The sequence below is a fragment of the Paenibacillus sp. M2 genome (assembly GCF_046713495.1).
Taxonomy (GTDB): domain Bacteria; phylum Bacillota; class Bacilli; order Paenibacillales; family Paenibacillaceae; genus Paenibacillus; species Paenibacillus amylolyticus_B.
In genome coordinates, this window is record NZ_CP169648.1 from 5,010,447 (window position 1) to 5,023,775 (window position 13,329).

The 13,329-nt window shown below is 46.0% G+C and carries 16 protein-coding genes; 4 read left to right on the forward strand and 12 right to left on the reverse strand.

Annotated elements, in window-relative coordinates:
* Window positions 1-54 precede the first annotated feature (54 nt).
* Window positions 55-360: a rhodanese-like domain-containing protein gene (locus ACETMN_RS23150; RefSeq protein WP_017687407.1), complete on the forward strand. Its 306-nt coding sequence runs from the start codon at window positions 55-57 to the stop codon at window positions 358-360.
* 136 nt (window positions 361-496) lie between these two features.
* Here ACETMN_RS23150 and ACETMN_RS23155 read toward each other — a convergent pair whose 3' ends face one another.
* Complete coding sequence (locus tag ACETMN_RS23155; protein ID WP_223199736.1) at window positions 497-1,006, reverse strand: shikimate kinase; 510 nt, start codon at window positions 1,004-1,006, stop codon at window positions 497-499.
* A gap of 374 nt (window positions 1,007-1,380) precedes the next feature.
* Window positions 1,381-2,790, reverse strand: coding sequence for an NADP-dependent phosphogluconate dehydrogenase (gndA, locus tag ACETMN_RS23160; protein WP_091014235.1), 1,410 nt, complete (start codon window positions 2,788-2,790; stop codon window positions 1,381-1,383).
* A gap of 264 nt (window positions 2,791-3,054) precedes the next feature.
* On the opposite strand from gndA, the gene ACETMN_RS23165 reads away from it, so the two are divergent.
* Complete coding sequence (locus ACETMN_RS23165; protein ID WP_091014233.1) at window positions 3,055-3,660, forward strand: suppressor of fused domain protein; 606 nt, start codon at window positions 3,055-3,057, stop codon at window positions 3,658-3,660.
* A gap of 112 nt (window positions 3,661-3,772) precedes the next feature.
* Here ACETMN_RS23165 and ACETMN_RS23170 read toward each other — a convergent pair whose 3' ends face one another.
* Window positions 3,773-4,372 carry a hypothetical protein gene (locus ACETMN_RS23170; RefSeq protein ID WP_091014231.1) on the reverse strand — a complete coding sequence of 200 codons (600 nt, stop codon included), beginning with the start codon at window positions 4,370-4,372 and terminating at the stop codon, window positions 3,773-3,775.
* A 253-nt stretch (window positions 4,373-4,625) separates the two neighbouring features.
* A complete protein-coding gene (locus ACETMN_RS23175; RefSeq protein WP_192134125.1) occupies window positions 4,626-5,918 on the reverse strand; it encodes an MFS transporter in 1,293 nt (430 codons plus the stop codon).
* 177 nt (window positions 5,919-6,095) lie between these two features.
* On the opposite strand from ACETMN_RS23175, the gene ACETMN_RS23180 reads away from it, so the two are divergent.
* Window positions 6,096-7,571: an aminotransferase class I/II-fold pyridoxal phosphate-dependent enzyme gene (locus ACETMN_RS23180; protein ID WP_047844430.1), complete on the forward strand. Its 1,476-nt coding sequence runs from the start codon at window positions 6,096-6,098 to the stop codon at window positions 7,569-7,571.
* Window positions 7,572-7,778: 207 nt separating this feature from the next.
* On the opposite strand, the gene ACETMN_RS23185 is transcribed toward ACETMN_RS23180, so the two are convergent.
* From ACETMN_RS23185 to ACETMN_RS23210, 6 genes are all read right to left on the reverse strand, one after another.
* Window positions 7,779-8,096 (reverse strand): DUF1292 domain-containing protein, encoded by a 318-nt coding sequence (locus ACETMN_RS23185; protein WP_036614722.1) that lies wholly within the window; start codon window positions 8,094-8,096, stop codon window positions 7,779-7,781.
* A gap of 97 nt (window positions 8,097-8,193) precedes the next feature.
* Complete coding sequence (locus ACETMN_RS23190) at window positions 8,194-8,748, reverse strand: copper amine oxidase (RefSeq protein WP_036614723.1); 555 nt, start codon at window positions 8,746-8,748, stop codon at window positions 8,194-8,196.
* Between the two features lie 199 nt (window positions 8,749-8,947).
* Complete coding sequence (locus ACETMN_RS23195; protein WP_091014226.1) at window positions 8,948-9,148, reverse strand: hypothetical protein; 201 nt, start codon at window positions 9,146-9,148, stop codon at window positions 8,948-8,950.
* Between the two features lie 74 nt (window positions 9,149-9,222).
* A complete protein-coding gene (locus tag ACETMN_RS23200) occupies window positions 9,223-9,399 on the reverse strand; it encodes a hypothetical protein (protein WP_411735188.1) in 177 nt (58 codons plus the stop codon).
* A gap of 112 nt (window positions 9,400-9,511) precedes the next feature.
* Window positions 9,512-10,078: a YdhK family protein gene (locus tag ACETMN_RS23205; protein WP_411735189.1), complete on the reverse strand. Its 567-nt coding sequence runs from the start codon at window positions 10,076-10,078 to the stop codon at window positions 9,512-9,514.
* 170 nt (window positions 10,079-10,248) lie between these two features.
* Entirely contained in the window at window positions 10,249-10,668 is a 420-nt protein-coding gene (locus ACETMN_RS23210) for an organic hydroperoxide resistance protein (protein ID WP_017687397.1), read from the reverse strand.
* Window positions 10,669-10,887: 219 nt separating this feature from the next.
* Between ACETMN_RS23210 and ACETMN_RS23215 the strand changes: the two genes are divergently transcribed.
* Window positions 10,888-12,099: a chromate transporter gene (locus tag ACETMN_RS23215; RefSeq protein ID WP_411735190.1), complete on the forward strand. Its 1,212-nt coding sequence runs from the start codon at window positions 10,888-10,890 to the stop codon at window positions 12,097-12,099.
* A 103-nt stretch (window positions 12,100-12,202) separates the two neighbouring features.
* Here ACETMN_RS23215 and ACETMN_RS23220 read toward each other — a convergent pair whose 3' ends face one another.
* A complete protein-coding gene (locus ACETMN_RS23220; RefSeq protein ID WP_091014222.1) occupies window positions 12,203-12,610 on the reverse strand; it encodes a GNAT family N-acetyltransferase in 408 nt (135 codons plus the stop codon).
* Between the two features lie 31 nt (window positions 12,611-12,641).
* Window positions 12,642-13,328 carry a hypothetical protein gene (locus ACETMN_RS23225; protein ID WP_105599650.1) on the reverse strand — a complete coding sequence of 229 codons (687 nt, stop codon included), beginning with the start codon at window positions 13,326-13,328 and terminating at the stop codon, window positions 12,642-12,644.
* Window position 13,329: the final 1 nt, after the last annotated feature.

Genomic DNA, 13,329 nt, shown 5'->3' on the forward strand with positions numbered 1-13,329 from the left:
ATCGCTTGGGTATCATTATAGGCGTTAAGTCCATACAGAAAAGAGGACCTGAATATGACACAAATAGCTGAAATTGAAACGTCTGAGCTGCGCCGCCGTTTACAGGCGGGAGAGAAGCTGCAGATGATAGACGTCCGCGAGGACGATGAAGTGGCGCAAGGTATGATCGAAGGAGCCAAGCATATCCCGCTTGGTCAGATTCCGGACCGACTGTCTGAGATTGAAAAGTCAGGCGAGATCGTGATCATCTGTCGTAGCGGTTACCGCAGTGAGCGTGCATGCGAATATCTGCAGCAACTGGGATATGAAGGCTGTACGAATATGGTCGGCGGTATGCTTCAGTGGCAACAGGAAGACTAGAGTAGCCCGGAGAGAAGCGAAGTCATTTGTAACCTTGTGACCTCAGCTCTGCTCCACTCCCAGAAACGGGCCTATACGGCCCGTTTTGTTATATCTACCACCACCTATCAACCATCAAACTTCGATGATAACAAGCTTAGACGCGGTAATGCGCTAAAATTAAACGAGTCACTTCAGCAGCGGATAACTCGGTTGTATCCACCGTATAATGTGCGAACCGGTATGCGTCTTTCCGTTCTTCCATAATGGCCTTGATGCGTTCCTCTGCATTGCCTGCAAGAAGGGGACGATTGTCACAGCCGCTAACACGTTCCACAATCACTGCCGGATCGGCAGTCAGTGCAACAACCCAACCATTTTTCGACATCACGTCACAATTATCAGAACGCAACACCACGCCACCTCCGGTCGCTATGACCTGTGACTTCTTCTCCAGCACCGAGCATAACATGCGGCTCTCGGCATCACGGAAATACGTCTCTCCCTTGCCGGTGAACAGTTCCGGAATCGTACAGCCTTCCTCTTTTTCCACCGCGGCGTCCACATCAATCAATCGATAACCAAGCTCGCGTGCAAGCATGTCAGCGACGGTTGATTTGCCGGTTCCCATCATGCCAATGAGAATAATATTGTTAGACTTGCTCAAGGTGTACACTCCTTTAATTCAAGCAATTCGTGAGCACTTTTGTCCTATCATAACACAGCCCTGCGGACTGGGAAAGACCATCTCCTAACCGACTTGCTTTCGACCATCCGCAAGTACATTCAAGACAGATCAATTAACTCCCGGCATCTCAGCATACGTCAGATTACCCTCAAGCAGTTATGAGCCCCCAAACGTCTCAATCAGTAACCATCCCAGCAAACTAACAAACTCCAATGAACTTATTTACAGTAAAAAAGAGGCCTAGCGTTGACCGGCTATCACCGGAACGCCAAACCTCTTTTGAGCCCCTTAGCAGGCCAAAGCTCCTGCTTAAGGGCACTTTGGCCAAATCTAATAGACTTGTATAGGTGGTACTACTCCATCCAGTTGTGGTGGAAGCTGCCTTCTTTGTCCACACGTTTGAACGTGTGAGCACCGAAGTAGTCACGTTGAGCTTGCAGCAAGTTTGCTGGCAGACGCTCTGTACGGTAGCTGTCGTAGTAAGAAAGAGCGCTGGAGAAGCCAGGTACCGGAACACCTTGTTTTACAGCAGCCGCTACAACTTCACGCCATGCCCCTTGATAAGACTCAACGATGTTTTGGAAGTAAGGATCCAAGAGCAAGTTTTTCAGAGCTGCATCTTTATCATAAGCTTCCTTGATGTTTTGCAGGAACTGCGAACGGATGATACAGCCGCCACGGAAGATCATGGCAATGTTGCCGTATTTCAGATCCCAGCCATACTCGTCGGAAGCTGCACGCATTTGTGCAAATCCTTGTGCGTAGGATACGATTTTACTTGCAAAGAGCGCTTTACGCACGCTCTCGATAAATGCTTTTTTGTCACCGGAGAACGCTTCAGTCGCTGGTCCATTCAGGATTTTGCTAGCTGCTACACGCTCGTCTTTCATAGCAGACAGGAAACGGGAGAATACGGATTCCGTAATCATGGACAATGGTACGCCGAGATCCAGCGCACTTTGGCTTGTCCATTTACCTGTTCCTTTTTGTCCAGCAGCGTCCAGAATGACGTCAACCATAGGTTTGCCCGTTTCTGGATCGTATTTGGAGAAGATATCTGCTGTGATTTCGATCAGGTAGCTATCCAGCTCTCCTTGATTCCATTCCGTAAAGATCGCATGAAGCTCTTCAACGGAAACGTTCAATACGGATTTGAGCAAGTGGTACGCTTCACCAATCAACTGCATGTCTCCGTACTCGATACCGTTATGCACCATTTTCACATAGTGTCCGGCACCGTCAGGTCCAATATATGTACAACATGGATCGTCACCGACTTTGGCCGAGATCGCCGTCAGAATCGGTTCAACCAGTTTATAAGCACTTTCCTGTCCACCCGGCATAATGGAAGGGCCTTTCAGTGCGCCTTCTTCACCACCGGATACACCTGTACCGATGAAGCGAATGCCTTTGTCTTCCAACTCTTTGCTGCGACGTTGCGTGTCAGGGAAGTATGCGTTCCCTCCGTCAATGATGATATCACCCTCATCCAGGTGAGGAAGCAGTTGTTCAATGGTAGCATCGGTCGCTTTGCCGGCTTGTACCATGATCAAAATTTTGCGCGGGGATTCCAGGGATGCTACGAACTCTTCAATGGAGAATGAGCCTGTCAGGTTTTTACCTTCAGCTTCTTTCAGAAGATCATTGGTTTTCTCCGGGGAACGGTTATATACCGATACTGAGAAACCTTTGCTTTCAATGTTAAGGGCCAAATTTTTGCCCATGACAGCCAGGCCAATTACGCCAATTTGTTGTTTTGTCATCTGGTCCTCCATCCTTTGCTCCAATTAATTTTATTGAAATAAATTCTCAACAATACTCCTATTTTAACGGTTTTATGTATAGAAGTGAACCCCGTGGCACCGTGGCACAATAAGAAAACACCCCAATCAGCCGAGGTGTTCATCGTATTTTCATAAATACAACCGTAAAGACAATACAACATAACAAGGTAATCCAATTATTGTATATGTACAATGTTATAATCATATCCATGAACTCTGATCAAAAAAGGAGGAGCGTACATAATGGCGTTTGAACAGCTTTCGAACGAAGAACGGTTTTCCCTGGATATTCGAAGAACATTTCTTCTGGGGGCATATATGAATGAATGGGGGATGCCGGAGCACAGGATCGTTCTTTCCAAGCCGGACAGAAACATTCATGTAGAAATCTATTACTTTCCTGCCACGGTTCATTCAGGCATCGCAAGATTTGTGACAGTAGGCTTGTCCCAGGCATGTCGTCCTTCAGGGGAGAAGGTCGCTTCCGAGTGGATGCTCGCGCTGCAATCCAATCTCGGTGGTGAGAATGTGGAGCGTGTGAATAGCTATATGGCCGATCTGATCTCCCATCACATCGAAAATGTACATGATTCAGCGGTTCCACGTGTGATGAAATCAAGCGAATTAGCGCCAGCCCGATGGAATGCAACCGCCTTTCTTCTCGATGAACTGCGGGGAGAAAAAGAATCCCTCGAACAGCTCCATGTAGGTGATGAAACAATAGAGCTATTGTGGGCGGTACCCCTCACTTCTTTTGAAGCTGACCTGCTACTCAACAAAGGGGTGAACGAATTCGATCTTTGGATTGAGAACTCTGATTACTCTATTCTTGATCCTTGCCGCCCCTAAATGACAAAATGGTTTAACGACGATTGTACGTGCAAATGGCTTATTACATAACCACAAAGCCCTGGCATGCACCAGGGCTCTTAACTCAGATTATAATCAGAAGCTTTATCCTTCATCCTTCCAGCATCAACAGATGCCCAGACAACCGTTTCAGTACTTCACGGCAGGCATTGGCTTTATCCACATTATCTACCTGAATGGCCGTATGCAGGCGCTCCAGTTCATCGTCCAATTCCATGCGCAACAACATGAGCCTTTCCTCACCTTCGCGTGAGAGGAACATTTCTTCCATCTCTTCCGCTGTCGGCGCAGGTTCTTTTTGAAAAATGACACGCTGTTTGAACCCAGACACTTCCACGAGCCGAATGACTTCACCGAATAAAATATTCTCCACGGTCATCTGCTGATCCTTGAACCGCTTCACAACCGCATGCCCGCGTGTATCTCCAATCAGCTTCTCCAGCCACTCTGCAAGCTTTGCATCCTTAATGATATAATCCCCAGTCATCTTGTAGTTCCCCGTGCGTGTCTGTTGAAAGCGGAGCTTTACCAGCTTGCGGCCGGTCCGGACTGACAGGATAAAAAAGGATTCGTCCTCGCTCCAATATAGTGAATATCCCTCACGAATAAGGTCTCTGATCAAATTTTGGATATGCCGACGGTTGAACCGCAGCTCCAGATTGCAATATTCAACTTCATAACTCTTATTCACGGCACTCCCTCCATCTGTACCGGATCAACTCCGGCCCTCGTCTTCAATCGCTTCTACTCAATCGGCTTACCCTATTTTATACTTCATTTTATGTAAGGGTACTTGGTTATTTGACTATTTTTCACCGAAAGAGCCGCCGGATTGCAGCTTTCCGCAGGAGCACAGGGGCAAGCCCCCGATTTTGATGATATAATGGATGCGAAAAAGGGAGCTCCACAACCAAGACGGTTGGTGGAACTCCCTTTTCTTTTGTTTATTTGGCCGGAGCGGTACGAAACGGATTGCGGGATAACACAAAGTGCACAACGGCAAGTCCTGCCATGACGATGGCACTGCCAATGAATGGAGCCGGATGACTCACGTGGTCCCACAACAGTCCGGAAACAATGGGGCCTACAACCATGCCTGATCCCTGCAATGTAAGGAAGAATCCCCAGATCGCGCCCCGCTCCCCTTTGGGAATCAGCGTGGCTACAAAAGCATTCCAGGCGGGCAAAATCATGGCATAACTGATGCCCACCAGCATGACAACACCAAACACCACCGGAATGGATGTTATGGAGGAGAATGCGAACAGACTCGCCGCCGCCATCAAAAAACCAATGTTCAGGAACGGCTTAGTGCCAAACCTGTCTACCATTTTACCAACAGGCAGCAAGGCAATAACGGTTATTCCACCACCCGCAATCAGCAACAAGCTGTATAGATTCGGTGAGATGTGCAGGTCTGTGCGTGTATAGAGCGTGATTACTGGACTGAGCAGCCCGATGACAAACGACTGCATAAACAGTGCAGGATACACCAATGGATTAACATTTAGCGTGCTGCGTACCCGTTGCAGTGTGTCCTTCACACTCTTTTGCAGCCGGATGAACGGCGTGAGCAGATTCGGTTTGGCTGGATATTTTACATCACTATTCTTCACTGCTTGCTCGGCATGCTCTCCTTCAACAATGACGCGTCCAGGAAGAATCATAGCCACCAGAATAACGAGAATCGCACAACCCATCAGCACGAGGAATATAGTTCGATAATCATGATGCGTGCGCTCCAGCAGCCAGTTCATGCCTATAGGTCCAAGCCCCGTTCCGCCGAGAGCAGCCATCTCCAGCGCCCCCATTGCTGTACCATTCTTGTTCTGTGGGCCTGACATCGCCGTCACGCCTGTCATGGCGCAAGGCCAGAGTGGTGACGTACCAATGCCAAGAATCAGACAGGCCATGGCCAGTCCAACGGCACTTTTGAGAAAAAGGATCATAATAACAGCGATTAAGGTACAGATTAATGCTGTAACCATCGTTGCGCGGAACCCGATCCGTTCTGCAGCCCAGCCGGAAGGCGCCCTGAACAGATTATCTCCCAGATATTGAAGAGCAAATGCCACACCAATGACGCCTGCAGACAGACCCAGTATATTGTCCATATAGACGGGCAAAACAGCTACCAACAGGGCTCCTTTGATAATTTCAACTAGAAAAAGTGTTAGCCACATCGCGATAAAAAATGGTGATCGCAAAATTTTGGCTGGTTTTGTATCGGTTTGCATTCTTTTTCCCCTTTCGGCGTTCATTTGCCTATTCCCTATCCTTAGTGTAACCGTGGGGAATGTGCCCAAATCTCAGCAATTTAAAAAATTGTCGATTTATACTGTTGCATTCGGTTCTTAATTTGCTATACTCATCTTTGTTTACCAATTTTATTAGGAAGGGTTGTGACAGCACTGATGAATCACCACCGTACGCCGCTGTTTACCGCTTTAAAAAATCATGCGGCACTCAATCCGGTACAGTTTCATATTCCGGGCCATAAAAAAGGATTGGGAGCGGATACCGAATTCCGTGAATTTATTGGCGATAATGCCTTCTCCATAGATTTGATTAACATCGCACCGTTGGATGACCTGCATCAGCCAACCGGTGTCATTCAGGAAGCACAGATTTTGGCAGCAGATGCCTTCGGAGCCGATTATACCTATTTTAGTGTACAAGGCACAAGCAGTGCCATTATGACCATGATTCTGTCTGTATGTTCACCGGGTGACAAAATTATTGTGCCCCGTAATGTGCATAAATCGGTTCTGTCCGCCATTATTTTCTCAGGCGCCAAACCCGTATTTGTTTCTCCTTCACAAGATGCCAACCTTGGTATTGACCATGGAGTGACTACACAGTCTATCCGTCGTGCACTTGAGCGTCATCCGGATGCCAAGGCATTGCTTGTAATTAACCCGACCTATTACGGTGTGGTTACCGATCTGAAAGAGATTGTTGAGCTGGCACACAGCTATCAAGTCCCTGTCCTTGTTGATGAAGCACACGGTGTACTCATTCATTTCCATGAGGATCTGCCGTTGTCTGCGATGGCAGCAGGTGCCGATATGGCTGCAACCAGTGTTCACAAGCTTGGTGGCTCCATGACACAGAGTTCCGTACTCAACCTGAACACGAAGAATGGGTTCGTGAATCCACAGCGTGTACAGACGATCCTGAGTCTTCTGACCTCAACATCAACTTCATACATTTTGCTTGCTTCACTCGATACATCAAGACGTAACCTGGCACTCCACGGTCGTGAAATTGCACAGAAGGCGATTGAACTAGCTGAGTTTGCCAGACGTTCGATTAACGATATGGATGGCCTGTATTGCTTCGGTAGAGAGCTTCTGGGTACAGAAGCGACCTTCAACTATGATCCAACCAAAGTAACGATCCATGTTCGCCATCTGGGCATTACAGGATATGAGACAGAGAACTGGCTGCGTGAACATTACAACATCGAGGTCGAACTTAGTGATATGTACAATATTCTGTGTCTCATCACGCCAGGAGATACGGATGACAGTGTCGATATCTTGCTGAACGCTTTGCAGGATCTCTCCCGTACCTATTATCAAGTGAACCCAGCCCATGAACTGGTCGTAAAAGTTCCGGATATTCCCCAGTTGATGCTGACTCCACGTGATGCATTCTACGGAGATACCGAAGTGATTCCGTTTAAGGAATCCGCAGGACGTATTATCTCGGAATTCATCTATGTCTATCCGCCAGGAATTCCAATCCTGTTACCGGGTGAGGTTATCACCCAGGAAAATATCGACTACATCATCGATCATGTCGAAGTTGGATTACCCGTCAAAGGACCCGAAGATCGCAGTGTAACCAACGTTAAAGTGATCGTGGAAGCCGATGCCATTTTCTAAAACAACTCCCTTGCGCTGTGCAGGGTATAAACTTTAAGGACCAAGCCCTAGCTTGGTCCTTTTTTATTTTATGGGACAAGCGAGTTTGCATTTTCCCGTCTATTTCGTCGTTCAAACCGGTGGTGTACATGCTCGTATAACTCTTAAAAAACAAACAAAAGGCCCCCTGAGATCAAGGAGCCTTCATGTTATGTTCCAAAAGAATGACTATTCTTGTGATGCAACGAGTTCGTTGTAAGCCGCTTCAACGCGGTTCCACTCTTCTTCGTCTTCAATATTGTAGAGCACCATTTCCTCGTCTTCTTCTTCCATACGCAGGATGATGCCGTCAGCTTCAGGATTGTTACGTTCCAGCAGGAGCGCATAAACATGCTTCTCCACGTCAAACGTCTCCACCAAAACCATCTCCACGTCTTGGCCGTTCTCGTCTGTTAATGTGAGAAGGACTTCTTCATGCTCGTGGTCGTGGTCGTGGTCTTGCCCGCATCCGCAGCCATCGCCGTGTTCATGTGTGTGATCGCTCATTGAAATACCTCGCTTTATAAATAGAAATTGTGTAACCTTGCATATCGTAACATGTTCAATGACCCAGGTCAATTTAACTCACAGGGTTATTTCCGCTTCAATCGTTCAGCGCTGTAATGATTTTCTCCGCTACCAGGACGTAGCTGCTGTTTGCATTTTCTTTAATATGAAAGCCGACTTGATACTTGCCGGCACGACTGAAATCGTACGTAAAATCGTAAGTGCGGAACCAGAAGTTATCCTTCTGTGTCGTCAGCTCCTGTGACTGGATATCCTTCACCTGACCGCTTGGATTGGTAATCGTTACTTTCACCGCAGCTACATCTGCTGTCAGACTGTCCACTTGTGAAAATACATTGAATTTCAGCTTACCTACGTTAACGTTGCCAAATACAGTGTCTCCCTTGAAGAGAAAAATATGTACATTCGGTTTGATCACCGTTACTCTCTTGTTACTGCTGTCCCATTTGACGACGCCTCCAGCTTCTCTTACAGGTACATAGGTCGTTCCATCAATGAGATAACCTCCATCAGCTGCTTCCTTGCCGTTAATGAGAACACGAATCTTCTCGTTCACCGAATCTGCAAACAATAAAGACCCGCCGAGCAAGGAGAATACCGTGACACAAAGCAATATTCGTTTCCATTTCATCCCGTCAATATTCCCTCCCCTGCTGCTAGCTGTTGTACATTTATACTGCAGATTCATCCACAAAGTTGCGCTGTTTTTCATCATTTTTCATTTTTTATCCAGAATTTTTTCCACCCCTTGGAATGCACAAAAAGAGGCGATCCTCATTATAGGATGCCCCTGATCTATAATTGTTATATATACAGGATTATACGAAGAGTTATGAAGAAGTATGGCGGGTCAATATACAGGGAACGCCCTTGCCTAAAGCCCCTTCAATTCTCATACGTGCAGCATAATCCATGCCTCGCGTACATGGTGTCTTACATCTCTCACATACATCCGAAGTGACCAACTTCATGGATACACGAATTTTGTCACTCTTTAATGCGGGAGTTTTCTTGCCCTTTGCTTTTGCCATCCCGGATTCCCCATTTCCCCAAGTGCTTACTGATGTAATGCATCATATGGGGATTCGCCCGGTTGTGTGTCTATTTAAAAAACGTATTTAAATAATAAAAATATGACAAGGAGGATGCCTCCGAGAATGAGCCAGTTGCTGATTTCATACCAAATACCCTTGCCTCCGGACAGGTATTTCTGTTCATTCTCCTGATGACGCTGACGATGTGTATCCGTCTCAGAGCCATGGGGTGGTTTGCTAAAATCCATCATAAGTACATCCCCTTTCAGCAGTTTTGTGTAATCTTACTACCATTATAACCCATAATTGAGTATGAGTTTGATTTTTCTGCATAAAAAGGGCTGTTTCATGCCAATGGTTCTATTGGATAGCAGATAATTCTTCTTCTGTGACCCATTTGTGATTCTTTATCGAATCTCCACCTGTTGTAGGAGTATAATCAACCATATATACCGTTGTCTGTTCAGCAGAATCAATTGTGGCCTTGGCTCCCTTCATTCCTTTCATGTGATCAGCGCTCAGCAGGACCTCAGAACCTGCCGCATACGATGGATCCGTATGATCCTGTATTTCCTCATGAATAACCCATTTATGATTCTGCACGGGATCTCCACCTGTGGTTGGGGTATACGTCACTGCATATACCGTAGTCTCATATGCTCCAACGATCTTTGCTTTCGCACCCTTCATGCCCGACATGTGATCGGCACTCATCATCGCCTGGCTTCCTATAGGAAAGGTGGGATTGCTTTTCTCCCGCAGTCCTTCCGGTAGCTCTCCCGATTCAGAATGGTGCATCTCACCTGCGGTGGCTGTATGACTGTTATCGTTACTTTCAATAGTCTGCCGAGTCTCCTTGCCACATCCACTCAAAACCAAACTGCTTGCGATCATTAAAGTCGATATGGTCAGTAAATACTTTTTCATGTTCTGCACTCCTTTAATTCTATTTATATTACTCATTATACCCCCTATAGGTATATTTCAACCATTTTTTCCGGGCAAGGCTCATCTTACAACGGAACAAAATAATACAAAGAAGCCTCCGATTTCTCGGAAGCTTCTTATCAAGAACAAATCATTTCAGTGATTACGCCTTACGCCAGTTCCACGTTAACATTCACGTTCCCTTTGATTCCTTTGGAATATGGGCAGTAGTCATGGGCAAGTTTCACAAACTTCTGTGCTGTCTCCTCATCCAGACCAAGAATTTTAACTTCCAAATCAACTTGAAGCTTCACGCCGTTGTCCTCAGAGTCTGTCACCAACATAACGGTTGCAGCTACAGTACTTCTTTCAATTTCAACTTTGTGTTTCTTCAATTGAAACTCCAGTGCGGAGTTAAAACAAGCACTATACCCTGCTGCAAACAACTGCTCCGGATTGGTAGCTGTCGTCACTTGTCCTCCGAGTTCAGGCGGTGCCGCAACATCCAACATAAACACGTTATCTGGGGATTGTACGATTCCTTGACGTCCACCTGTATTGATGACTGTTGTTTCATATAATGTTTTCATTTGTGAAAACTCCTTTAGTTGATTAGATTTATTTTGACTAAATTTCACTCTCTCTTGTATCGCTAACAATTACATTGTACACAATTTAATTGCGTATGTAAATAGTTAATGTTAAAAAAATAATGCAGTTTAATGTTGCGTTTAAATGAATAGCGATGATGAGGATTATAATTGTAGTCATCAGATAACCTAAGTCGAACTTAAGGAGGAATAACAAGTTTGGAGAATAATTCATTTCTAACCCCGGACAAGCCCAAACATAAAGCCCGAGCACTTTCTGAGGTGTTGGCTGTATCAACCAAACTCGGCCTGACTTCGTTTGGAGGACCTATCGCTCATCTCGGTTACTTTCATGAAGAATATGTTCGCCGTAGAAAATGGATGGATGAACGAAGCTATGCAGATTTAGTTGCGCTATGTCAATTTTTGCCCGGGCCTGCCAGCAGTCAAGTCGGGATTGGAATTGGCATCATCCGAGGTGGTTTGCTGGGGGGACTGATGGCTTGGCTTGGTTTCACACTTCCTTCTGTCATTGCATTAGTTTTGTTCGCTTTCCTTCTTCAAGGATTTGATATCAGCAGTACTGGCTGGATTCACGGCCTTAAGATTGTTGCTGTAGCTATTGTCGCTCAGGCGATATGGGGGATGGGACAAAAACTAACTCCTGACCGCTATAGGGCAACCATCGCTATCACTACTGCAGTGGCGACTCTTGTGTGGCAGACTGCGTTCACTCCAATCCTTTTTATTGTGATCGCAGGCGTGATAGGTATGTTCCTTTTTAGTAAAATGACCGAGTTTAAAACAGTAGACTTGTCTGTCCCTGTGAATCGTAACTTGGCAATCGTCTGTTTGGCTACGTTCTTTGGAATCCTGATTTTTCTCCCGTTACTCACTCCCTTTGATCGTTCGGGGTGGCTGTTATTTTTTGATAGCTTCTACCGTTCAGGATCACTCGTATTTGGTGGAGGGCATGTTGTACTTCCGTTACTGGAACGTGAATTCGTCCCTGCAGGTCTGATTAATAAGTCCGACTTTTTGGCGGGATATGGAGCAGCACAAGCTGTACCAGGACCACTGTTCACCTTTGCCGGTTATTTAGGAGCGATGATGCGTGGGGTTTCAGGAGCTTTGGTTGCAACGATCGCTATCTTTTTGCCAGCTTTCCTTCTGATCGTAGGCGCATTGCCCTTCTGGAGTGCTTTATGTAAAAGCTCAAAAACCCAAGGAGCATTAATCGGAATTAATGCAGCCGTTGTAGGTATTTTGTTGGCATCGTTGTACGATCCGCTTTGGACAACTGCGATCCTGACTCCTGTTGATTTTGCACTGGTAAGTATGTTGTTTCTAATGCTCGTTTTTTGGAAAGTACCACCGTGGATCGTTGTCGTTGCTGGTGCAGCAGGCGGTACAATCATGAACCTTCTCTAAATAAAAAAAGGTACCCGTACACTTGAACACTTCTTTTTCAAAGTGTTCAAGTGTACGGGTACCCGATTATTCTAAGCATACCCTTTTTACTGCTCCATGCAGATTATCGATTTATCCTCTTCGTCATTCCAATCGTAAACTTCTCAAATCCCAGTTTTGCGTAGTAGGTTTCCAAACCTTCCGTGCACATCAGTTGTGGAATCACCTTATTTTTCTCGCAATGCTCAACGATTCGTTTCATTAATTCTGTACCTATTCCTTGAGATTGATAGTCAGGCAGAACGCCTAGCCCGCATATTATACCTGTTATCACTCCATCTGATATTACACGCCCCATGCCCACTAAGCGCTGCTGATCATAAGCATACATTGCATACCAACTTTGTTTGCACATACGTTCCAATTCATGTTGAGATAAATTCAGCGAATTCCATCCCAAAGATTCATATAGCGTTACTAATTGGTCGAAGCTCTCAGGTGGTTCTATTGAATAATGTATCGATTCTCTCATCAGATACCTCCTCTATCTACTCCATTTTAGTTCAGTTACTCCAGATATCCACTTTCATCTGGGCACATTTGAAATACTTGGCCTCAGCCTTGCTTGTAGTCAGTTTCAACAGACATTGCAGCTCTCCATGTTGGAATAGCCCACCACTAAGGTCAGCAGCAACACCGCCATACTGGTCATCCGCACCAAGCCATACAGATGGTCTCTCCAACCCCGCTGAGAATTGTAATCCGGTGCAGAGGAGCACAGTGAGATTCTTACGGTTCTGCGCCTCGTCTCCTGCTACGCCATGTGTGGTGAAGAATACCATGTTTTGCTTGAAATCGGTGTATGTTCCATCTGCTTTATAGGCACGGACCATACCATACTTCTGATTTACGTTTTGATAAAAGGTGATTCCGGCCTTGCTATCCTTCGATTTAATGCCAACCTGAACTGAAATTCCAATGTTTCCGTTTAATTGTAGCGCTTCCAAAGTGATTGCAATTGCTGTTACTTTTGAGCTGTCAATCAGATGTTTCATTTTTAACTCTGCCGTGGCTCCTGCCGTTGTCGGTGTTGTAACGGTTATGGTCCCTCTGTCGGGCAAAGGCTCAAACGTAGGGGTCCCCACCACCTCCACCCAATCCGGTAACGTTCCGTAAAGAAAATCGGCCACAAGCTGTTTGTGAACCTTTCCAAATGGCACGATCTGACCCGCTGCATCACGTATAACCATC

Coding starts and splice junctions, on each gene's coding strand:
- ACETMN_RS23150 (WP_017687407.1), top strand. CDS start 55: ATGACACAAATAGCTGAAATTGAAACGTCTGAGCTGCGCCGCCGTTTA.
- gndA (WP_091014235.1), bottom strand. CDS start 2,790: ATGACAAAACAACAAATTGGCGTAATTGGCCTGGCTGTCATGGGCAAA.
- ACETMN_RS23165 (WP_091014233.1), top strand. CDS start 3,055: ATGGCGTTTGAACAGCTTTCGAACGAAGAACGGTTTTCCCTGGATATT.
- ACETMN_RS23175 (WP_192134125.1), bottom strand. CDS start 5,918: ATGCAAACCGATACAAAACCAGCCAAAATTTTGCGATCACCATTTTTT.
- ACETMN_RS23180 (WP_047844430.1), top strand. CDS start 6,096: ATGAATCACCACCGTACGCCGCTGTTTACCGCTTTAAAAAATCATGCG.
- ACETMN_RS23185 (WP_036614722.1), bottom strand. CDS start 8,096: ATGAGCGATCACACACATGAACACGGCGATGGCTGCGGATGCGGGCAA.
- ACETMN_RS23190 (WP_036614723.1), bottom strand. CDS start 8,748: ATGAAATGGAAACGAATATTGCTTTGTGTCACGGTATTCTCCTTGCTC.
- ACETMN_RS23195 (WP_091014226.1), bottom strand. CDS start 9,148: ATGGCAAAAGCAAAGGGCAAGAAAACTCCCGCATTAAAGAGTGACAAA.
- ACETMN_RS23200 (WP_411735188.1), bottom strand. CDS start 9,399: ATGGATTTTAGCAAACCACCCCATGGCTCTGAGACGGATACACATCGT.
- ACETMN_RS23205 (WP_411735189.1), bottom strand. CDS start 10,078: ATGAAAAAGTATTTACTGACCATATCGACTTTAATGATCGCAAGCAGT.
- ACETMN_RS23210 (WP_017687397.1), bottom strand. CDS start 10,668: ATGAAAACATTATATGAAACAACAGTCATCAATACAGGTGGACGTCAA.
- ACETMN_RS23220 (WP_091014222.1), bottom strand. CDS start 12,610: ATGAGAGAATCGATACATTATTCAATAGAACCACCTGAGAGCTTCGAC.
- ACETMN_RS23225 (WP_105599650.1), bottom strand. CDS start 13,328: ATGGTTATACGTGATGCAGCGGGTCAGATCGTGCCATTTGGAAAGGTT.